Genomic DNA, 19,655 nt, shown 5'->3' with positions numbered 1-19,655 from the left:
GCGGGCTGTCTCGTACGTAGACGACGTGCCGACCCCGTTGCCCGCCCCACATCGCAGCAGGTCAACAAGCTGATCGTCTGTCACATCCCCGTGACATGGCACGTACGGTTCCCGCACAGCCGCTGCATAGATTTTCTTCTGCAGCCACCGCCCAGCCTCAACGGCCCCGACCGACAGAGGGGGCGGCATTGCGACTCTCCACCTCCTCACTCACCGCGGCCCAGATGGCCGATCAGCTTCATGGAGTCGTTCATGTCGACCTACACCTCCCGCCGCACCACCGTCCACGCCGCGATCGCCACCGCCGCACTCGCCGGGGCCCTCCTCACCCCGTCCGCCGCACTCGCCGCCACGCCGGGCGGCACCACGGCAGCCGCCTCCGAGAAGTGCACGTCGGTCGCGACCGTCCCCTCGGTGCGTACGGGTCTGTCGGTCACCCTCACCAACCGCGCACAGGCCGGCCCGAAGGCCGAGCTCAAGGACGGCAAGGGCAAGGTCGTGGCCACGGTCGACAAGGCTCACACGAAGGACATGGCGGCCGGGATCGAGGTCACGGGAACCGGCACCGCCATACCGACGTTCTCCCAGTGGGTCGAGGGCGGTGAACACGCGGCGAAGAACACCCCGTTCCCCAAGCTTCCCGCGGGCTGCGGCGCCGACCTGGGCGGCGACGCCTCCTACAAGCTGGTCAACGGCGAGAGGATCCCGGTCCACAAGTTCTCCCGCGGGCACTACCGCGCCGAGTTCGTCTCCAAGGGCCACGTCGTCAAGATCCTGGAGACGGAGGCCGTGGGCGACGACGCCGACGCGTATGTGCACGGGATGTACGTGATCCTCAACAGCTCCACCGGCAAGCTCTCCTCCGAGTTCATCAGCACGCGCTCCGGCTGCACGGTGACGCAGATCGTCCCCAGCGTCTTCGGCCCGGGCTCCTCCGTGAAGCTGACCAACGGACCGGCGGGCCCGAAGGCCCAGCTGCGGGACGCGGGGCTCAAGGTGCTCGGCTCCGCGGACCGCGCCCACCCGCTCGACGGCGCCATGGGCGTCAAGATCATCGGTGCGAACACCCCCACGCCGAAGCTGGGCCAGCGCACCCAGGGCGGCAACACCCCTTACAAGATCAGCTCGTTCCCCTCCCTGCCCAAGGGCTGCGCGACGGCGGCCCCGGCCAAGTCGTCCACCACGCCCGCCCCGGCCCCGTCCGCCCCCACGGCGGGCAACCAGATCGTCCCCAAGGGCGCCGTCGCCGCCGGCGCCGAGATCAAGGACGAGAGCACCGACAGGACCGCGCTGTACGCGGGCGGCACGGGCGCGGCGGCCCTCGGCGTCGCCGGCTTCGCCCTGCTGCGCCGTCGCCGCGCCGTCGGCCGCGTCTGATCCCGTACGGCTCCGGGGCGCCTCAACCTGACGGAGGTGCCCCGGATCAGAAAAGAGGTGCCCCGGTTCTCCGGGGCACCTCTTTTTCACGGGCCGTACGCCTTACCGGCCGTACGACCCGTACACGCGGTGGGTGTGGGATTTGAACCCACGGTGACTCGCGCCACGACGGTTTTCAAGACCGTTCCCTTAGGCCGCTCGGGCAACCCACCCTCGCCCCGTGCCGACCCGGCGGCGGGGCTGCTACAGCCTAGCGGAGGGGCCGTCGTGGTGCGGAGGCCCGGCCGGGGGACGGACGGGCCTCCGCGCGGTCGCCGTCGTCGGGCGGCGGTCGGCTCCGTCAGCTGTCGCCCGCGCGCTCGCCCAGGGTGACCGTGACGGTCGCGTCCTTGCCGTCGCGCTGGTACGTGAGCTGGACCTGGTCGCCCGGCTTGTGCGTCCAGATCTCGCTGATCAGGGTCGGCCCGCTGTCGATCTCCGTGTCGCCGAACTTGGTGATGACGTCACCGGGCTTGAGGCCCGCCTTGTCCGCCGGGCCGCCGGGCACCACGGCCGGGGAGCCGCCGGAGGCCTGCGCGGAGATCTTGGCGCCCTGGCCCTTCTGGTCCATGGCGACCGTCGCGCCGATCACCGGGTAGACCGGCTTGCCGGTCTTGATGAGCTGCTCCGCCACGTTCTTCGCCTGGTTGACCGGGATCGCGAAGCCCAGGCCGATCGAGCCCGCCTGCGACTGGCCGAAGCCGCCGCTGCCGGCCGACTGGATCGCCGAGTTGATGCCGATGACCGCACCGCGCGCGTCGAGCAGCGGGCCGCCCGAGTTGCCCGGGTTGATGGAGGCGTCCGTCTGGAGGGCGCTCATGTACGACGCCTTGGAGTTGGCGCCGTCGCTGGACGACACCGGGCGGTTCTTGGCGCTGATGATGCCCGTGGTGACCGTGTTGGACAGCCCGAAGGGCGCGCCGATCGCGATGGTCGAGTCACCGACGGCGACCTGGTCCGAGTTGCCCAGCGCGAGCGGGACCAGGTTGGCCGGTGCGCTCTTGAGCTTGATGACGGCCACGTCGTAGCCCTGCGCCCGGCCGACCACCTCGGCGTCGTACTTCTTGCCGTTGGAGAAGGTCGCCGTCAGCTTGCCGCTGTTGGCCGCGGACGCCACCACGTGGTTGTTGGTGACGATGTGGCCTTCCCTGTCGTAGACGAAGCCGGTGCCGGTGCCGCCCTCGCCGTCGCCGCCCTGCGCCTCGATCGTCACGACGCTCGGCAGCGCCTTCGCGGCAACGGCCGCGACCGTGCCCGGCTCGCGCTTGAAGTCCTTCGGGGTGTCGGACGCCGAGACCGTGGTCGAACCGCCGGAGCCGTCCTCGCGGTCCGCCGCCCAGTAGCCGATGGCGCCGCCGACGCCGCCCGCGACCAGCGCGGCCACCAGGACGGCCGCGACCAGGCCACCCCGGCGGCGCGGGCGCTGCGGCTCGGGTGCGGGCGCGCCCCAGACCGGGCCGCCCCCCGCGCCCCCGTACGCGGGCAGCGCGGGCGGGGGCGTGGGCCAGCCGCCGGCGGTCTGCGGGTGCGGGGCGGGGCCCTGCGCGTGCGTGGCGTACGGATCCGCCGGCACCGGGCCGGGCAGCGGCGCGGTGACCGGCTCCTGCGCGGCCTCCGGCGCGGAGACGGGCTCCTGCCCACCCGCTGCCTCCGGGGCGCCCGCCGACTCCTGCTTCGCGTGCGTGGCCGCCGACTCCCCGTACGCACCGGGCTCCGGCTTCGCGTGCGGGGCCGCCGACTCCCCGTACGCACCGGGCTCCGGCTTCGCGTGCGGGGCCGCGGGCTCGCCGTGCGCGGCACCGGACTCCGGCATCGCGTGCGTAGCCGTCGGCTCGGCGGCGGGACGCGCCCCGGAGGCCGCCGCCGGGGCAGCGGCCTCCTCGGACGTCACGGGAGGGACAGGAGGCGCGGGCGGTGCTGACGACGGGGCAGGCGGGACGGCCGGGACCGCGGTGCCCTCGTTCTCGGTGCTCACAGCTCTCTCTCCTCGGTTCCACTCAGTCTCGGGGTCGGTATGTTTCGGCTGGGGACGCGACACCGACCATGGTGCGTCAGAGGTCCGACAATCGCGTTCCACGCGGTGCGGACGTGTGCACATGTCAGCGATCAGCTTTTCCCACAAGCTGTCAGGCCACTGTAAGCAGGAGCTGTGTATTCGTGCTGCGGCCCGCTGGCCGCCCCCGCGCCCCGCCGCAGTGGCACGATGACGCGGTGACCCAAGCACGGCAGCACGACAGTCATACGCCCCACCGGGCCTCCATCCAGGTGGTCGCCCACCGCGGCGCCTCCGAGGACGCGCCCGAGCACACCCTCGCCGCGTACATGAAGGCCATCGAGGACGGCGCGGACGCCCTGGAGTGCGATGTCCGGCTCACGGCCGACGGCCATCTCGTCTGTGTCCACGACCGCCGCGTCAACCGCACCTCCAACGGCCGGGGCGCCGTCTCCGCCCTGGAGCTCTCCGCGCTCTCGGCGCTCGACTTCGGCTCCTGGAAGGACAGCGAGGAGAGCCCGGACTGGGGCGACCCGTCCTTCACCTCCGTCCTCACCCTGGAGCGGCTCCTGGAGCTCGTCGCCGACGCGGGCCGGCGCGTGGAGCTGGCCATCGAGACCAAGCACCCCACCCGCTGGGCCGGGCAGGTGGAGGAGCGGCTGCTGCACCTGCTCAAGCGGTTCGGGCTGGCGGAGGCGCCGCCCCGCGGCGAGACCTCGCCCGTACGCATCATGAGTTTCTCCGCGCGCTCCCTGCACCGGGTCGCGGCCGCCGCGCCCGACATCCCGACCGTCTACCTGATGCAGTTCCTGTCGCCCCGGCTGCGCGACGGACGCCTGCCCGCGGGTGCGCGGATCGCGGGCCCGGGGATGCGCATCGTGCGCAACCACCCCGGCTACATCGACCGGCTGCACGCGGCGGGCCACCAGGTCCACGTCTGGACGGTGAACGAGCCGGAGGACGTCGAACTGTGCGCGAGCCTCGGGGTCGAGGCCATCATCACCAACCGCCCGAAGCAGGTGCTACACCAGCTGGGCCGCCTCTGAGACGGCCATCAGGGCCTCTGGAAGCGCCACTTCCGTAGCCGCACTTCCCACCCGTGCCGCCCGTCATACCGGTTACAGGGAGTGCACCGGCGCGTTCGGTCCGTGGTCAGCCGTGACGAGTGCGTCACCGGACGCCGTTTGGCCGGTTTCCGGTCCAGTCCATTGGGGCATTCACACCGTGGCGTGGGGGTGAAGGAGGTCTCGGGGGTGGCGTTGGTGGTGGCACAGGAGGTGCCCACGTCGTCGAGCATGGCCGTGCCCCACGGCCCTGCGGGCGTGGGCAAGGCGAGACACCGGATGCGCGAGCAGCTGCTCGACAGCGGCGTGTCCGAGCCGATCGTGGACGATGCCGTACTGGTCCTGTCCGAACTGCTGAGCAATGCCTGCCGGCACGGCAGACCGCTGGGGCGCGCGGACGTGGGCGACGGGGACGTCCGGGCCGCCTGGCGCGTCGACAAGGCGGGCCGGCTCACCGTCGAGGTGACCGACGGCGGCGGCCCGACCCGGCCGGTTCCGGCCACGCCCTCGGTGACCGCGCGCGGTGGCCGCGGTCTGAACATCATCAGCGCGCTGGCCCAGGACTGGGGGGTACGGGACAGCGCGTCCGGCGAGGTGACCGTCTGGGTGATCATCACCGCCGGGTACGACCGCACACCGGGGCGCGAGAACGGCCGCGCGCCCTCCCCGGACGACTTCGTCGCGCGCGTGGCGCTGCCCGGGCTGGAGTTCGCGGACGTCTTCGAGGACCTGGACTGAGCCGGGCGCCTACGCGCCGCCCGCACCCAAGGGGAGCGCCCCCCTGTCCAACCCGGGCCGCCTCGCCGCCTACGTGGACCGAGCCCGCCGCGCACCAGGGCCGCCCGACCGCACCGGCCCGCACCCGTCGGCCCCGTACGACTTCGACCGAGCCGTACGCCGTATCCCTGGCGGTACGACTAGGCTCGCGCCCGACACAGCGACACCGCACCACCGCAGTCGGGAGAGAGCCACACCATGGCCAAGAAGCGCCCCCAGACGAAGGCCGCAGCGCCGCAGCGCAAGAACGGCGCCGGCGCCGCAGGCGCTGATGTCGTCGTTCCGGTCGTCGGGGCCCGCGAGCCCTGCCCGTGCGGCTCAGGCCGCCGCTACAAGGCCTGCCACGGACGGGCCGCCTCGCACGCCGTGACCGAGCTGGTCCAGCGCCCGTTCGAGGGCCTGGCGGGCGAGTGCGACTGGGTCGCGCTGCGCGAGCTGGTCCCCGCCGCGACCGTCGAACTCACGCTCAGGGACGGGCTGCCCGAGGGCGTGCCCTCCGTGACGCTCGCGACCGTCCTGCCCATGGCGTGGCCCGCGCTGCGCCGCGACGACGGCTCGGTGCTGCTCGGCCTGCAGAACGACACGCCGTCCGGCGACATCAGCCGCGACCTCGCGGACACGCTCACGCGCGCGTTGACGGCGGAGCCGGGCACGCCGGTCGCCGCCCAGCGCGTCGACCCGAAGGGTCCGCGCCTCCAGGACCTGCTCGACCCCGAGGCCGCCTTCGAGCCCGCCGTGCACAGCGGGTTCGAGTTCTGGGTGCCGGACTCGGAGAACGCCACGCCCGAGGTGACCGCCTCCCTGGAGCGCGCCAACGCGGCCGCGATCCCGACCGTACGGCTGAAGTCGGTGGACTCGTCCTACTGGTGCGAGACCCCCGAGAAGAACCACCTGCGCTGGGTCATGCCGCACCCGGAGGAGCGTCTGCTGGACGCGCTCGCCCGGCTGCACGCGGCCGGCACCTCCTCGCTCGGCGAGGGCACCCGGCTCGTCGGCTCGTTCCGGGCGCACGGTCTGACCGTTCCGGTCTGGGACCTGCCGAGCGCGATGACGGCCGAGGAGTGCGAGAAGCCCGCCGCCGCGTTCGCGGAGCGGCTGGCGGCGGCGCTGGCGGAGGAGGCTCCGCTCACGCCGGAGGAGCGCAGGGCGCGCGGCGGCCTCACCAACCGCCAGGTGACCTTGAGCTGAGCGTGACCAACCCTGTCACGGGACAGGTGACCCGCGTCACAACTCCCGGTAGTCGCAGATAAATCGGTGTCCGAATAACCGAGATCGAATTTGCGAATGACAGATCTCTTGTTACCGTTCTAAGAGCCCGGTCGCTGGTGCATCCCCCGTCGCCAGCGACCGGGCCCTTCCATTTTCCCTTCCGGTCCTCTTCCGGTTCGGCATACGCGCCCACGTGGCCGCTTCCCGCTCAACGAGCCGTGTCCACCGCCGAGTTGACCGCCACGCCGTCGGGCGCATTGGAACCGGAACGCAGCAGCAGAGGCGCGTCCTCACCCGTTCCCGCGAACTCCGCGACCGCCGAGTACGCGCCAGGTTTTCCCCGCGCGGGCTCTCTCGGCGTCTCGCACACTCCCGGTTGATCTCCCGCTCCGACCGCGCAGTTCGTCTGTACGGTGTGGCCGCCCGGCCCCATCAGCGTGAGCACCGAGCGCAACCGTCCGCCCGTGGCGTTGCGGTAGTACGCGCGCGCCCAGGCGTCGCGCCCCTCGGTCAGCACACAGGTCTGCGCCTCGACTCCGTCGGGCGAGACGAGTTCCGGTCCGCAGTGGGCGGCCGGCTCGGCGGGCACCGTGCCCACGCGCGCGTGGGGAGCGCGCCCCGGCGCGGAACCGGAGCGGGAGCGAGGGCGGGAGTCGGCGCCGGGCCCGCCGGCGGCGAGCCCGCCGGACTCGGCGCCATCGGATCCGGCACCTGCGGAACCGCTCCACACGGAGCCGGCCGCCGCCTCTCCCCGGGTGGGGTCGGCCGAGGCGGGATCGCCGCCCGCCGACCCGGCGCCCGCCGGTTCCGGCTCCTCGGCCGGACCGGCCGAAGCCGCCAGCGGCAGCAGCACCGTGAACACCACCACGGCGCCGATACCGATCATGCGGAGATTCACGGCGGCCCACCCATCCCATGGAATTCCTGCGGTGGGCCGAAGATAGCGACGGAAACCGGGCGCCCGGTGATCCGCGCGCCCGTTTCCCGTACAACTGGGGCGCTCTCGCACCCGAACGAGTGACACCGCACTCCGCCGGGAACTCGGAGCCGGTGCCGTTCGCTGTTCCAGTACGCGGACCGGGGCACCGGCTCAGTAGGCGAGCCGGGACCCGCCGTCCGGTGCGCTGGTCGACGCCGCGACCAGTGCGTCCACCACCGCCTCCACATCCGGCAGCCAGGGCGCGGCCGACCCCGGCAGCGGCGCCCGCTCCCAGCGCACCTGCCCCGTGCCCGTCTCGGACGGGGGCAGCACCAGATATCCGCCCTCTCCGTGAAACCGGAGCGAACTCGGCACCCAGTCCTTGGAGTAGAGGAGGTCACCCAGACGTTCCATCGAGTACGGAGCCACCAGCAGCGACCACCGGGTGGGTGTCGCCACCACGGGTCCGAGCCGGATGCCCATCTCGTCGAGGACCGTGAGCGCCCGCGCCCCGGCGACGGCCGGGAGGCTCAGCGCGCACGGCGCCTTGCCGCCGGTGGCGAGGAGCACAGGGGCGGCCGGGCGGTTGGTCCACCACCAGCGGACCAGCCGTTCGTCGGTCGAGGCCGCGAGCAGCCCCGGGTCGAAGGGGTGCGCCCCCGGGACGGCGCACTCGGGGTCGGGACAGGCACAGCCGCGGCCACGGTCACCGCGACCGCCGGCCGCCTTGAGTCCCACACCGGGGAGTACGGGCCATTTCCACTCGGTCGCGCAGGTCAGCGCGGCGCCAAGCTGAGCAGCCCTTTCACTGCGCCGGAACCGGAGCCTGCGTCGCCTTCCGAGGATCTCGCGCATGAGCGCTCGTTCCTTTCCGTTGAACGCCGAGGTCCACATCACACCATGTGTGCATAGCTTCACTGCGCGTACATGATCTTTGAGCTCTGCGAGCCTGCGGTACGGGTAACCCGTCAGGACCGAGCGTGGGCTGTGACCATTAAACGCATGGCGAGGGGTGGCGTGCGCGTGGCGCTTGCCGTCCCTTGTGCAAAAAACCCCGCCACTCGGGGATGGGGCGCGGCCGTCGGCTGTTGAGACGCCCTGGCCCGCCGCCGGGTTCCGGGACACCGTCAACTGCCCCTGGCCATCACCGAGTACGTACCCAACCCGCTCGATATGACGCGCTCTTGAACGCCCTCAGTCGACCCCAGAGATGGGCCATAGGGGGCAATTTTCCGCCAAGTTGAACACCCCCGGACACCAACAATCCCGCTATGACAATGCTGGACATCCCCTTACTTGTGCGTGTACATCTGGATGCATTGATGGCGGCGCAGATTGACATGGGGGTTTGCGATGCTATTGAGCGGAAACGACCGGTCGGAAAGCCGACTGCCATGAGCGCCCCACACCTGCCGAAAGTGGCTGGAATCGATCCATCCGTCCCGCCCCCCGCGCACACTTCTGCGCCTCTGGCCCCAACCAGCCCCACCTCTCCCGCCGACCCCGGTGCGGTGATCCAGGACCGGCTCGCCGGCTGGGTCTCGGACCTCACCACGCTGCACGAGCTCACCGAGCGCCTCTCCCGTACCTCCGGTCTCGGCGACGCCCTCGACGAACTGCTGCGGGCCGGTGCCGCGCTGGTCGGCGCCCGGCGCGGGCTGGTCGTCCTGGAGCCCGCCGACGGGCTCGGCCCCGCCGTCACCACCGGTCTCGGGCTCGCCCACGCCGACCTCGGGCACATCGAGACGGTCCCGCGCAGCGCCACCTCGTACGGCAGGATCCTCGACGGCCTCCCCGACGCCGACGGCGGCTCGGACCTGGTCGGCGAGACCGGCGGCGAGTCCGGCCCCGACCCGCGCCACCGCGAGGTCGCCGCCCGGCTCGGCTACGCCGCCAGCTACGCGCTTCCCCTCACCACCGACACGGGCGCCCGCCTGGGCGCGGTGGTCTGGCTCTACGACGAGCCCGCCGAGCCGCCCGAGCGCCGCCGCCATCTCGTCGGCCTCTATCTGCGCCAGACCGCCGAACACGTGGCCCGCCTGGTCGAGCTGGACCGCGCGCACACCCGGCTCGCCACCCTCACCGAGGAGCTGCTGCCCAGCAGACTGCCCCGGGTGTCCCGGGTGCAGCTCGCCGCCCGCCACCGCACCGGCCCGCACGGCGGCGGTGACTGGTACGACGCGCTGCCGCTCCCGGAGGGCGCGCTCGGCCTCGCCGTCGGCTCGGTCACCGGCTCCGGGCCCAGCGCCGTCGCCGCGATGGGCCGGCTGCGGGCCAGCCTGCGGGCGTACGCGGTGATGGAGGGCGAGGACCCGGTCGCCGTCCTCTCCGACCTCGAACTCCTGCTGCGGCTGACCGAGCCGGCCCGCTCGGCGACCGCGCTCTTCGCCTACTGCGAGCCCGCGCACGGCAAGATCGTCCTGGCCGGGGCCGGACACGCGCCGCCGCTGATCGTCGGCGAGCGCCGCACCGAGTACGTGGAGACCTCGCTCTCCGCGCCGCTGGGGATGCTCGCGTGCTGGGAGGCGCCCAGCGTGGAGCTGCGGCCCGCGGCCGGAGAAACGGTGCTGCTGTACACGGACGGGCTGCTGCACCGCACCGGCGACCCGATGGACCGGGCCTTCGCCCGCCTCCACGCGGCGGCCGCGAGCGTCCCCCGGGCCGCCCGCGACGACCCGGGCGCGATCGCCGACCATGTGCTGCGGACCGTGCTGCCGGACGGGCTCGACGTGTCGGGCGGCGGCGAGGACGTGGTGCTGCTCGCCGCCCGGTTCGGGTAGCGGCCGCCTACGGGGTGTAACAGGCCCTACGGCCCTGGCCCCTTTTCCACCCGCCCGTACGATGGACGGAGGTCCAATGTCGTACTAAGTGGAGGCAGACCGTGGCCGAGCAGCTCACCCCGGAGACCCCGGAAGAGTCGGAAGAGCAGCCGATCAAGCAGCGCAAGAACGGCCTGTACCCGGGCGTGTCCGACGAGCTGGCCGAGAACATGAAGTCCGGCTGGGCCGACACCGAGCTGCACGGCCTTGAGCCGATCGCCCAGGCCTCGCACACCGCCGACCGCCGTGCCGCGCTCTCCCGCCGCTTCCCCGGCGAGCGCCTGGTGATCCCCGCGGGCAATCTGAGGACCCGCTCGAACGACACCGAGTACAGCTTCCGCGCCTCCACCGAATACGCGTACCTCACCGGCGACCAGACCCAGGACGGCGTGCTGGTCCTGGAGCCCAAGGGCGAGGGCCACGAGGCGACGGTCTATCTGCTGCCGCGCTCCGACCGGGAGAACGGCGAGTTCTGGCTGGACGGCCAGGGCGAGCTGTGGGTGGGCCGCCGCCACTCGCTGGCCGAGGCCGAGCAGCTGCTCGGGATCCCGGCCAAGGACGTCCGCGAGCTGCCCGCCGCGCTCAGGGAGGCCACCGGCCCGGTCCGCAATGTCCGCGGCCACGACGCCGGCATCGAGGCGGCGCTCACCGACAAGGTCACCGCCGAGCGCGACGAGGAGCTGCGGGTCTACCTGTCCGAGGCGCGTCTGGTGAAGGACGCCTTCGAGGTAGCCGAGCTCCGCAAGGCCTGCGACGCGACCGCCCGGGGCTTCGAGGACGTCGTCAAGGTGCTCGACAAGGCCGAGGCGACCAGCGAGCGCTACATCGAAGGAACGTTCTTCCTGCGCGCCCGCGTCGAGGGCAACGACATCGGCTACGGCTCGATCTGCGCGGCCGGACCGCACGCCACCACCCTGCACTGGGTGCGCAACGACGGCCCCGTGCGCCCGGGCGAGCTGCTGCTGCTCGACGCCGGTGTCGAGACCAACGAGCTCTACACCGCGGACGTCACGCGCACCCTGCCGATCAACGGCACCTTCTCGCCGCTCCAGCGGAAGATCTACGACGCGGTGTACGAGGCCCAGGAGGCCGGTATCGCCGCGGTGAAGCCGGGCGCCCCCTACCGCGCCTTCCACGACGCCGCCCAGCGCGTCCTCGCCGAGAAGCTCGTCGAGTGGGGCCTGTGCGGCGACCTGGACGTGGAGAAGGTCCTGGAGCTCGGCCTCCAGCGCCGCTGGACCCTGCACGGCACCGGCCACATGCTCGGCATGGACGTCCACGACTGCGCCGCCGCGCGCACCGAGACGTACGTCGCGGGCGACCTGGAGCCGGGCATGTGCCTGACGGTCGAGCCGGGTCTGTACTTCCAGGCTGACGACCTGACCGTGCCCGAGGAGTACCGGGGCATCGGCGTCCGGATCGAGGACGACATCCTGGTGACCGAGGACGGCCACGAGAACCTGTCGGCCTCGCTGCCGCGCCGGTCCGACGAGGTCGAGGCGTGGATGGCGCGCGTCAAGCAGGGCTGACGTCCGGAGCGCGGCTACGTACGTAGTACGCGGCAGTGCGCGGCTACGTATACGCGAGTGTCAACGGCGAAGCCGGTCGTTCCCCGTGCGCGGGGCGGCCGGCTTCGCCGTTCGGCGGCGCGGCCGGCTCGGGCACAGGGCCCTCACGAGACGTTGAGGAGGGCGCCCTCGCGCCACTTCAGTATCTTGTCGAAGCTCACCACAGCGCCTCTGCCCGGTCGGTTGGCGAAGTGGACGTGGTCGGCGAGCTGTTCGATCAGGCAGAGTCCTCTGCCGTGCTCCGCCATCGTGGCGCCCAGTGTGCTGTTCATCCGTGCTGCGGTGCGACGGCCTCGTCGTACGGGAAAGCCCGGCCCCGAGTCGGCGACCTCGATATGGCATTTCTCGCCATCCAGATACGCGGTCACCCGGTACGCCGCCGAGGTGCCGGACCCTTCGTCCCCGCCGTGTTCGACCGCGTTCGCACAGGCTTCGCCGAGTGCGACCGACAGGTCGTAGGAGATGTCCGGATCGACCCCCGCGGTCTCCATGGTGCCGAGCAGTAGACGACGTGCGAGCGGGACGCTCGCGGCCTCGCGCCGCAAATGGAGTGACCACCAGATGCTCATGCTCCGGCCTCCTGGCTGCGGCTCGACATACCCCTACGTATTGCCGCAACCCCCGTCCCGTAAGCACGGACTTGACGTGATAGCGCTCATTCGGCGGATGTGTGCGCTCCCCGTGGCGGTGTATGGGCACGTCGGTCGGTCACCCGTCCGGTTTCGGACAGCCGGGGACGGATGTGATCATCACAGGAATACGGCACCTTGTGGACCTGCCGTATGGGACGGGCAGGGCTGGTGCGATGATGGCCCCGCCATGTCTGCCCGACACGCCCGACACACCCACGCAGGCGCCGGTCTCCGGCTGCTGAGGGCCGCGGTCTTCGCCGCGGTCTGCGTCGTGCTGTCCGCGCTCGGACACGTCCTGGCCGCCTGCGCGACGGTCCCCTGGTGGACGCTGCTCGCCGGGTTCCTCGGGGTCTTCGCCGTCGCCGCGCCGCTCGCCGGCCGGGAGCGCTCGCTGCCGTCCATCGCGGGCGCGCTGGCCGCCGGACAGCTCGCCCTGCACACGCTGTTCGGCATCGGCCAGCACACCGCGGCCGCCTCCGGCGACGGGTCGACCGGCGACACCTCGCTGCTGCGGCTCGCCGCCAAGCTGGTCTGCGGCCCGGCCGCGACGGCCCAGCTGACGGTCTCGGACGCACGACGGGTCGTCACCGAGGCGGGCCTGCGCCCGCCTTCCGGCACGGCCTCGGCCGCCCATGACGCGATGCCCGGAATGTCGGGGATGAGCGGTTCCGCCTCCGCGCACGGCGCTCTGGCCGGGCTGTTCCCCTCGCTTCCGATGCTCCTCGGCCATCTGCTGGCCGCGCTGCTGACGGGCTGGCTGCTGCGGCGCGGCGAGGCGGCGCTCTTCCGTCTGGTGCGGCTCTCCGCCCAGGCCGCCACCACGGCCGCCGAAGGGGCGTGCGCCCGCTCACTGCGCGCCGCCCTCGCACTCGTACGGGCCCTGCTGGCCGGTCTGCCCGGAGCGCCCGGGCACGGCCCGAGCCGTCCGCGGGACCGCTTCGCCACCCCCCTGCCGCCGGCCGGGGAGGCACTCCAGCACTCGGTGATCAGGCGCGGCCCGCCTTCGGCGTACGCCCTCGCAGCCTGACGCGGCCCACTCCGTACACCCAGACGACACCCGTCCCAGGAGTGGTCCGTGGAGTCCGTGCGCATCGGCGCCCGGACCGCCACCCCTACCTTCCTGCTGACTGGAGTGTCTTCACCATGAACGTTTCCCGCCGTGTCGCCGTCGCCGGTGCCGTCGCCGCCTCGTCCGTCCTGATGCTGGCCGGCCCCGCCTTCGCCCACGTCAGCGTGCAGCCCGAGGGCGCCGCCGCGAAGGGCGGCTACGCGGTCGTCAACTTCAAGGTGCCCAACGAGCGCGACGACGCCCAGACCGTGAAGCTGGAAGTCACCTTCCCGGCCGACCACCCGCTGGCGTCCGTGCAGCCCCAGGCGCTGGCGGGCTGGAACATCGAGGTCACCAAGTCCAAGCTCGACAAGCCGCTGACCGTGCACGGCAAGCAGATCAACGAGGCCGTCACCAAGGTGACCTGGAGCGGCGGCAAGATCGAGGCCGGCTACTTCCAGAAGTTCCCGCTCTCCATCGGCGCGCTGCCAACCGACACCGACAAGCTGGTCTTCAAGGCCGTCCAGACGTACAGCAACGGCGAGACCGTCCGCTGGATCGAGGAGCAGAAGGGCGCCGAGGAGCCGGCGAACCCGGCGCCGGTGCTCAAGCTGTCCGCCGCCTCCGACGACCACCACGGTGGTGCCGCGCCCGCGTCCGACGACAAGAAGGACGACATGGCCGGGCACGACGACAAGAAGACCGAGGCGTCGGACTCCAAGGAGTCCGACAACACCGCGCGCGTCCTGGGCGTCGTGGGCATCGTGATCGGCGTCCTCGGTGTGGCCTTCGGCGCGTTCGCCGTGCGCCGCCGGGCCGCGTAATCCCGCCAGGCCCTTCCCCCCGACCGGAAACTCTTCCCATGCGCACCAAGTACGTGCCCGCTGCCATCGCCCTCGCGGTGGCAGCGGCGCTCACCCTGACCGCGTGCGGTGGCAGCGACGACAAGGCCAAGAGCCCTGTCACCGATGTCTCCGCCGACACCAGCAACAAGCCCGGCACCGTGCTCGACCGGCCGTTCACCAAGCCGGACTTCGTCCTGACCGACACCCAGGGCAAGAAGTTCGACTTCCGTGAGCGGACCAAGGGCAGGCCGACCCTCATCTACTTCGGCTACACCCACTGCCCCGACGTGTGCCCGCTGACGATGGGCAACATCGCCGTCGCCAAGAAGCAGCTGCCCAAGGCCGACCAGGACAAGCTCCAGGTCGTCTTCGTGACCACCGACCCCGAACGGGACACCCCCGAGTCGCTCGGCAAGTGGCTCAAGGCGCTGGACCCGGCGTTCATCGGCCTGACCGGTGACTTCCCGACCATCCAGGCCGGGGCCCGCTCGATCGGCATCGGTATCGACCCGGCGACGAAGGACAAGGACGGGAAGGTCGTGTCCATGCACGGCGCCCAGGTCATCGCCTTCTCGCCGAAGACCGACCAGGGGTACGTCCTGTACGGCGACACCACCACCGCAGAGGACTACACCAAGGACCTGCCGAAGATCATTCTTGGAGAGAACCCGTGAACCGCCGCACCACCCTCGCCGCCGCGATAGCCCTGACCGCCGGGCTCGCGCTGGCGGGCTGCTCGTCCGACAGCTCCGACGGCAAGCCCGACCTGAAGATCGGCCAGGCGTTCATGCCGGAGCCGGTCAGCGCCGACATGGCGGGCGGGTTCCTGGTCGTGAACAACGACAGCAAGACCGCGGACAAGCTCACCAAGGTCACCAGTGACATCTCCGACGACGTCACGATCCACGAGACCAAGAGCCAGAAGATGCGGGAGGTGAAGTCCTTCGACATCCCGGCGAACGGCCGGCTCGACCTCGAACGAGGTGGCAGCCACATCATGTTCATGGGGCTCAAGAAGAAGCCGAAGCAGGGCGAGAAGGTCTCCATCGAGCTGCACTTCGAGAAGGCCGGCGCCGTCAAGGTCGAGCTGCCGGTCAAGGAATCCACCTACAACCCGAAGCACCACTGAGGGATGAGGGACTGAACAGACGATGACGGCCACCGCCCCACGCTTCGGAACCGCCCTGGCCCGGCTGCTGCTCGTCGCGGCAGCCCTGCTCGGCGCGGTGTTCGCGACCGCGTCCCCCGCCTCGGCGCACGCCGCGGTCACCGCGACCAACCCGAAGGACGGGGCGGTGGTCGCCTCCGCCCCCAAGGACGTCGACATCACGTTCTCCGAGCAGGTCGCCATGGACGACAAGTCCATCCGGGTCCTCGACCCGAACGGCAAGCGCGCCGACACCGGCGAACTGCTCAACCTGTGCAGCGGCTCCATCGTGAAGTACGGGGTGAGTCTGCGCGACGGGCTGCCCAAGGGCACCTACACCGTGGCCTGGCAGGCCGTCTCGGCCGACAGCCACCCGGTCGCGGGCGCCTTCACGTTCTCCATCGGCGCCCCCTCCAAGACCAGCGTCTCGCTGTCCGCCCCGGACGTCGGCGGCGGTCTGGTCGGCGCGCTGTACGACACCATGCGCTACGCCGCGTACGCCGGCTTCATCCTCTTCACCGGCGGCGGCGCCTTCGTGCTGGCCTGCTGGCAGCGGGGCGCCTCGGTGCGCCCGGTGCAGCGGCTAGTCGTCGGCGGCTGGCTGACGATGACCGCGGCCACCATCGCGCTGCTGCTCCTGCGCACCCCCTACACCGGCTCCGGTGAGCTCGCGGACGCCTTCGACCTCGACGGGCTCAAGGCGGTCCTGCAGACCAAGTCGGGCGCCGCGCTCAGCTCCCGGCTGCTGCTGCTCAGCGCGGCCGCGCTGTTCATCTCCGTACTGTTCGGCGCGTACGCCAAGCGCGAGAACGAGGAGAAGAAGGACCTCAGCTACGGGCTCGCCGTCGGCGGCTTCGTGGTGGCCGCCGGCATCGCCGCCACCTGGGCGCTCGCCGAGCACGCCTCGACCGGCATCCAGACGGCGCTCGCGATGCCCGTCGCGGTGGTGCACCTGCTGTCCATGGCGACCTGGCTGGGCGGTCTCGCGACCCTGCTGGTGGCGCTGCATCTGACGCCCGCGGTGGAACGCGCGGCGGTGCGGCGGTTCTCCCGGATCGCCTTCTGGAGCGTGGCGGTCCTGGTGTCGACCGGTGTCTACCAGGCCTGGCGCCAGGTGGGCTCCTGGTCCGCGCTGACCGGGACGGGCTACGGGCAGCTGCTGCTCGTCAAGGCCGGTCTGATCGCCGTGCTGCTGTCCGCCGCGTACGTCTCGCGCCGCTGGACCGGGCAACTCTCCGAGCACATCGCCCCCGAGGTCGAGGCGGCCACGGTCGTGGAGCAGCGGGCGGCCGAGCCGGAGCTCACCGAGGAGCCCGAGCCGGTGACCGTGCCGGACGACAAGAGCCCGGCCGACCGCAAGCGCGCCCAGCAGCTGGCCCGCCAGCAGGCGGCCATCACGGTCGCGCGCGAGAAGCGCATCCGCGACGCCGACCCGCAGCGCTCGGGGCTGCGGCGCTCGGTGCTCGCCGAGGCGGGGGTCGCGGTGGCGGTGCTCGCCGTGGCCACGATCCTGTCGTCGACCGAGCCCGGGCGTACGCAGGAGGCGGCGGCCGCCGCCCAGTCGGGCACCCAGGTGGCCGTGCCGGACCGGCCGATCAGCATCCGCATCCCCTTCGACACCGGAGCCAAGGACGGCAAGGGCACGGTCCGCCTCACCCTCGACCCGGGCCGCACCGGCGCCAACGAGATGCATGTGTGGACGGACGACGCGGCCGCCAAGCCGCTGGACGCGCCCGAGGTGAAGGTCGCGTTCACGCTCACGGCGAAGGCGATCGGCCCGCTGCCCGTGGCGCCCGAGCGCATCACCCGGGGACACTGGAGCGCGAGCGGTGTGCAGCTTCCGATGCCCGGCGAGTGGCAGGTCTCCGTGACCGTGCGGACCTCCGACATCGACCAGGTCACCGTCGACAAGAACATCAAGATCGGCTGAGTACGGACCAGATGACCGACCACATGACGGACCAGATCCACGAGAACAGGGCCGGCGCCGAGCTGCCCGCCGACATGACCCGCCGGCGCCTGCTCGGCACGGTGGGAGCGGCGGGCGCGGCAGGTGTCGCCCTCGGCGCCACGGGCGGCGCCCTCGTCCACGCCGCTCTCGAGTCGGACGGCTCGGGGACGCCCGAGCTGTCCTCGGTCGGCACCGCCGAGGTCGCGTTTCACGTGAAACATCAGGCCGGGATCACCACTCCGGTGCAGGCGTGCGGGCATCTGATCGCCTTCGACCTCGCACCCGGCGCGGGGCGCAAGGAGGCGGCGGCCCTGCTGCGGCGCTGGTCGGCGACGGCGAAGGCGCTGATGGCGGGCGAACCGGCGGGATCGGACACCGGGATCGCGCTGGACGCGGGCCCCTCCTCGCTCACCGTCACCTTCGGCTTCGGCCGCACCTTCTTCGACCGTACGGGCCTGGTGGCGCAGCGCCCGGCCGCGCTGGACCCGCTGCCGGACTTCTCCTCGGACCGGCTGGACGCCAGGCGTTCCCACGGTGATCTCTGGGTGCAGATCGGCGCGGACGACGCCCTGGTGGCTTTCCACGCGCTGCGCGCGTTGCAGAAGGACGCGGGCGCGGCGGCCCGGGTGCGCTGGCAGATGAACGGCTTCAACCGGACGCCCGGCGCCACGAAGAAGCCGATGACGGCCCGCAATCTGATGGGCCAGATCGACGGCACCAACAATCCGAAGCCCTCCGACCCCGACTTCGGCAAGCGGATCTTCGTCCCGGACAGCGGGAAGCCGGCGTGGATGGCGAACGGCTCGTACGCCGTGGTGCGCCGGATCAGGATGCTGCTCGACGACTGGGAGAAAGTGCCGCTCGCCCAGCAGGAGCAGGTGATCGGCCGCAGAAAGGCGGACGGCGCCCCTCTTTCGGGGGGTACCGAGACGACCCCGATGCAGCTGGACAAGTTCGGCCCGGACGGCAAGCTCGTCATCCCGGACAACGCGCACGCCCGGATCTCCGCCCCCGAGCAGAACGGCGGCGCGGCGATGCTGCGGCGCGCCTTCTCGTACCACGACGGGATCTCCGCGGACGGGGTGCCGGACGCGGGCCTGCTGTTCGTCGCCTGGCAGGCCGATCCGCTGCGCGGCTTCGTGCCCGTGCAGCGCAAGCTCGACCGGGGCGACGCGCTGTCGGCGTTCATCCGGCACGAGTCGAGCGGCCTGTACGCGGTGCCCGGCGGCCCGCGCGCGGGCGAGTACGTGGGCCAGCTGCTGCTGGAGTCCTGACCGGTCGTAACGGCCCTCGCCCGTGACGGCAGGCCATTAGGGTGACGGGTATGTCCGCCACGCGATACACCTATCTGGGTCCCGAAGGCACCTTCACCGAGGCCGCCCTGCGCACGCTGCCGGAGGCGGCGACCCGGGAGCTGGTGCCGATGGTGTCCGTGCCCGCCGCGCTGGACGCGGTGCGCAACGGGGAGGCCGCGGCCGCGCTCGTGCCGATCGAGAACTCGGTGGAGGGCGGGGTCACCGCGACCCTGGACGAGCTGGCCTCCGGCGAGCCGCTGATGATCTACCGCGAGGTGCTGCTGCCGATCGCCTTCGCGCTGCTGGTGCGGCCGGGGACGAAGCTGTCGGACGTCAAGACGGTGACCGGGCACCCGGTGGCGCAGCCGCAGGTGCGCAACTGGCTGCGCACGCATCTGCCCGAGGCGCTGTGGGAGTCGGCCGCGTCCAACGCGGACGGCGCCCGGCTGGTCCAGGAGGGCCGGTTCGACGCGGCGTTCGCGGGTGAGTTCGCGGCGGCGACGTACGGCCTGGAGCCACTGGTCACCGAGATCCACGACGCGGAGAACGCGGAGACCCGGTTCGTCCTGGTGGGCCGCCCGGCCCGGCCGGCGGCGCCGACCGGCGCCGACAAGACGTCCGTGGTGATCTGGCTGGGCGACGACCACCCGGGCGCACTGCTGGAGCTGCTCCAGGAGTTCGCCGTACGCGGGGTCAACCTGATGCTGATCCAGTCCCGGCCGACCGGCGCGGGCATCGGCAACTACTGCTTCGCGGTGGACGCCGAGGGCCATATCTCGGACCGGCGCGTGGGCGAGGCGCTGATGGGGCTGAAGCGGATCTGCCCCAAGGTGCGCTTCCTCGGCTCGTACCCGCGTGCGGGTGTGTCGGCCGACGAGGTGCGGTCGGCGCGGCCGGGGACCTCGGACGCGGAGTTCGTGGCGGCGGCGGAGTGGCTGGCGCGCAGCCAGGACGGCCGGGCCTGAGCGGGTT

General features: G+C 72.1%; 16 protein-coding genes, 1 tRNA gene and 1 pseudogene. 13 read left to right on the top strand and 5 right to left on the bottom strand.

Annotated features, from left to right (window positions below; translation table 11 throughout):
* Window positions 1-252: 252 nt before the first annotated feature.
* Complete coding sequence (locus ABD236_RS28145) at window positions 253-1,377, top strand: hypothetical protein (protein WP_344078316.1); 1,125 nt, start codon at window positions 253-255, stop codon at window positions 1,375-1,377.
* 127 nt (window positions 1,378-1,504) lie between these two features.
* Here the strand turns inward: ABD236_RS28145 and ABD236_RS28140 are convergent.
* Window positions 1,505-1,589 (bottom strand) — tRNA-Ser (locus tag ABD236_RS28140).
* Between the two features lie 128 nt (window positions 1,590-1,717).
* Entirely contained in the window at window positions 1,718-3,391 is a 1,674-nt protein-coding gene (locus ABD236_RS28135; protein WP_344078314.1) for a S1C family serine protease, read from the bottom strand.
* Window positions 3,392-3,627: 236 nt separating this feature from the next.
* Between ABD236_RS28135 and ABD236_RS28130 the strand changes: the two genes are divergently transcribed.
* From ABD236_RS28130 to ABD236_RS28120, 3 genes and pseudogenes are all read left to right on the top strand, one after another.
* Window positions 3,628-4,455: a glycerophosphodiester phosphodiesterase gene (locus ABD236_RS28130; RefSeq protein WP_344078312.1), complete on the top strand. Its 828-nt coding sequence runs from the start codon at window positions 3,628-3,630 to the stop codon at window positions 4,453-4,455.
* Between the two features lie 119 nt (window positions 4,456-4,574).
* Window positions 4,575-5,211, top strand: a pseudogene (locus ABD236_RS28125) (ATP-binding protein).
* A gap of 237 nt (window positions 5,212-5,448) precedes the next feature.
* Window positions 5,449-6,438 (top strand): DUF5926 family protein, encoded by a 990-nt coding sequence (locus ABD236_RS28120; protein ID WP_344078310.1) that lies wholly within the window; start codon window positions 5,449-5,451, stop codon window positions 6,436-6,438.
* A gap of 229 nt (window positions 6,439-6,667) precedes the next feature.
* Here the strand turns inward: ABD236_RS28120 and ABD236_RS28115 are convergent, their stop codons facing one another.
* Both ABD236_RS28115 and ABD236_RS28110 read right to left on the bottom strand, forming a co-directional pair.
* Window positions 6,668-7,357, bottom strand: coding sequence for a hypothetical protein (locus tag ABD236_RS28115; protein WP_344078308.1), 690 nt, complete (start codon window positions 7,355-7,357; stop codon window positions 6,668-6,670).
* A 192-nt stretch (window positions 7,358-7,549) separates the two neighbouring features.
* Window positions 7,550-8,233, bottom strand: coding sequence for a bifunctional DNA primase/polymerase (locus ABD236_RS28110; protein WP_344078306.1), 684 nt, complete (start codon window positions 8,231-8,233; stop codon window positions 7,550-7,552).
* Window positions 8,234-8,655: 422 nt separating this feature from the next.
* On the opposite strand from ABD236_RS28110, the gene ABD236_RS28105 reads away from it, so the two are divergent.
* The gene (locus ABD236_RS28105) at window positions 8,656-10,158 is read left to right on the top strand and encodes a PP2C family protein-serine/threonine phosphatase (protein ID WP_344078380.1); all 1,503 of its coding nucleotides are present in this window, start codon (window positions 8,656-8,658) and stop codon (window positions 10,156-10,158) included.
* Window positions 10,159-10,259: 101 nt separating this feature from the next.
* Window positions 10,260-11,726 (top strand): aminopeptidase P family protein, encoded by a 1,467-nt coding sequence (locus ABD236_RS28100; protein WP_344078304.1) that lies wholly within the window; start codon window positions 10,260-10,262, stop codon window positions 11,724-11,726.
* Between the two features lie 143 nt (window positions 11,727-11,869).
* Here the strand turns inward: ABD236_RS28100 and ABD236_RS28095 are convergent, their stop codons facing one another.
* Window positions 11,870-12,334 (bottom strand): ATP-binding protein, encoded by a 465-nt coding sequence (locus ABD236_RS28095; protein WP_344078302.1) that lies wholly within the window; start codon window positions 12,332-12,334, stop codon window positions 11,870-11,872.
* A gap of 250 nt (window positions 12,335-12,584) precedes the next feature.
* On the opposite strand from ABD236_RS28095, the gene ABD236_RS28090 reads away from it, so the two are divergent.
* The 7 genes from ABD236_RS28090 to pheA all read left to right on the top strand — a co-directional run bounded on the left by ABD236_RS28090 (window position 12,585) and on the right by pheA (window position 19,648).
* Complete coding sequence (locus ABD236_RS28090; RefSeq protein WP_344078300.1) at window positions 12,585-13,424, top strand: hypothetical protein; 840 nt, start codon at window positions 12,585-12,587, stop codon at window positions 13,422-13,424.
* Between the two features lie 116 nt (window positions 13,425-13,540).
* Complete coding sequence (locus ABD236_RS28085; protein WP_344078298.1) at window positions 13,541-14,269, top strand: YcnI family copper-binding membrane protein; 729 nt, start codon at window positions 13,541-13,543, stop codon at window positions 14,267-14,269.
* Window positions 14,270-14,307: 38 nt separating this feature from the next.
* On the top strand, window positions 14,308-14,964 hold the full coding sequence (locus ABD236_RS28080) for an SCO family protein (protein WP_344078296.1): 657 nt from the start codon (window positions 14,308-14,310) through the stop codon (window positions 14,962-14,964).
* Complete coding sequence (locus ABD236_RS28075; RefSeq protein WP_344078294.1) at window positions 14,961-15,419, top strand: copper chaperone PCu(A)C; 459 nt, start codon at window positions 14,961-14,963, stop codon at window positions 15,417-15,419. Before ABD236_RS28080 ends, ABD236_RS28075 begins: the two co-directional genes overlap by 4 nt.
* A 22-nt stretch (window positions 15,420-15,441) precedes the next feature.
* A complete protein-coding gene (locus ABD236_RS28070; protein ID WP_344078292.1) occupies window positions 15,442-17,367 on the top strand; it encodes a copper resistance protein CopC in 1,926 nt (641 codons plus the stop codon).
* Between the two features lie 23 nt (window positions 17,368-17,390).
* Window positions 17,391-18,662, top strand: coding sequence for an iron uptake transporter deferrochelatase/peroxidase subunit (efeB, locus tag ABD236_RS28065; protein ID WP_344078378.1), 1,272 nt, complete (start codon window positions 17,391-17,393; stop codon window positions 18,660-18,662).
* 50 nt (window positions 18,663-18,712) lie between these two features.
* Complete coding sequence (pheA, locus tag ABD236_RS28060) at window positions 18,713-19,648, top strand: prephenate dehydratase (protein WP_344078290.1); 936 nt, start codon at window positions 18,713-18,715, stop codon at window positions 19,646-19,648.
* The last annotated feature ends 7 nt before the right edge of the window (window positions 19,649-19,655 follow it).

The organism is Streptomyces crystallinus, from assembly GCF_039521265.1.
Lineage (GTDB): Bacteria > Actinomycetota > Actinomycetes > Streptomycetales > Streptomycetaceae > Streptomyces > Streptomyces crystallinus.
The sequence above is the reverse complement of the archived record's forward strand: the minus strand, read 5'-3'. Positions and strand labels throughout refer to the sequence as shown.

Bases quoted from the DNA above. Each gene is read 5' to 3' on its own strand.
- ABD236_RS28090 (WP_344078300.1), top strand. From the start codon at position 12,585: ATGTCTGCCCGACACGCCCGACACACCCACGCAGGCGCCGGTCTCCGG.
- pheA (WP_344078290.1), top strand. From the start codon at position 18,713: ATGTCCGCCACGCGATACACCTATCTGGGTCCCGAAGGCACCTTCACC.
- ABD236_RS28110 (WP_344078306.1), bottom strand. From the start codon at position 8,233: ATGCGCGAGATCCTCGGAAGGCGACGCAGGCTCCGGTTCCGGCGCAGT.
- ABD236_RS28145 (WP_344078316.1), top strand. From the start codon at position 253: ATGTCGACCTACACCTCCCGCCGCACCACCGTCCACGCCGCGATCGCC.
- ABD236_RS28070 (WP_344078292.1), top strand. From the start codon at position 15,442: ATGACGGCCACCGCCCCACGCTTCGGAACCGCCCTGGCCCGGCTGCTG.
- ABD236_RS28095 (WP_344078302.1), bottom strand. From the start codon at position 12,334: ATGAGCATCTGGTGGTCACTCCATTTGCGGCGCGAGGCCGCGAGCGTC.
- ABD236_RS28120 (WP_344078310.1), top strand. From the start codon at position 5,449: ATGGCCAAGAAGCGCCCCCAGACGAAGGCCGCAGCGCCGCAGCGCAAG.
- ABD236_RS28080 (WP_344078296.1), top strand. From the start codon at position 14,308: ATGCGCACCAAGTACGTGCCCGCTGCCATCGCCCTCGCGGTGGCAGCG.
- ABD236_RS28085 (WP_344078298.1), top strand. From the start codon at position 13,541: ATGAACGTTTCCCGCCGTGTCGCCGTCGCCGGTGCCGTCGCCGCCTCG.
- efeB (WP_344078378.1), top strand. From the start codon at position 17,391: ATGACGGACCAGATCCACGAGAACAGGGCCGGCGCCGAGCTGCCCGCC.
- ABD236_RS28105 (WP_344078380.1), top strand. From the start codon at position 8,656: ATGCTGGACATCCCCTTACTTGTGCGTGTACATCTGGATGCATTGATG.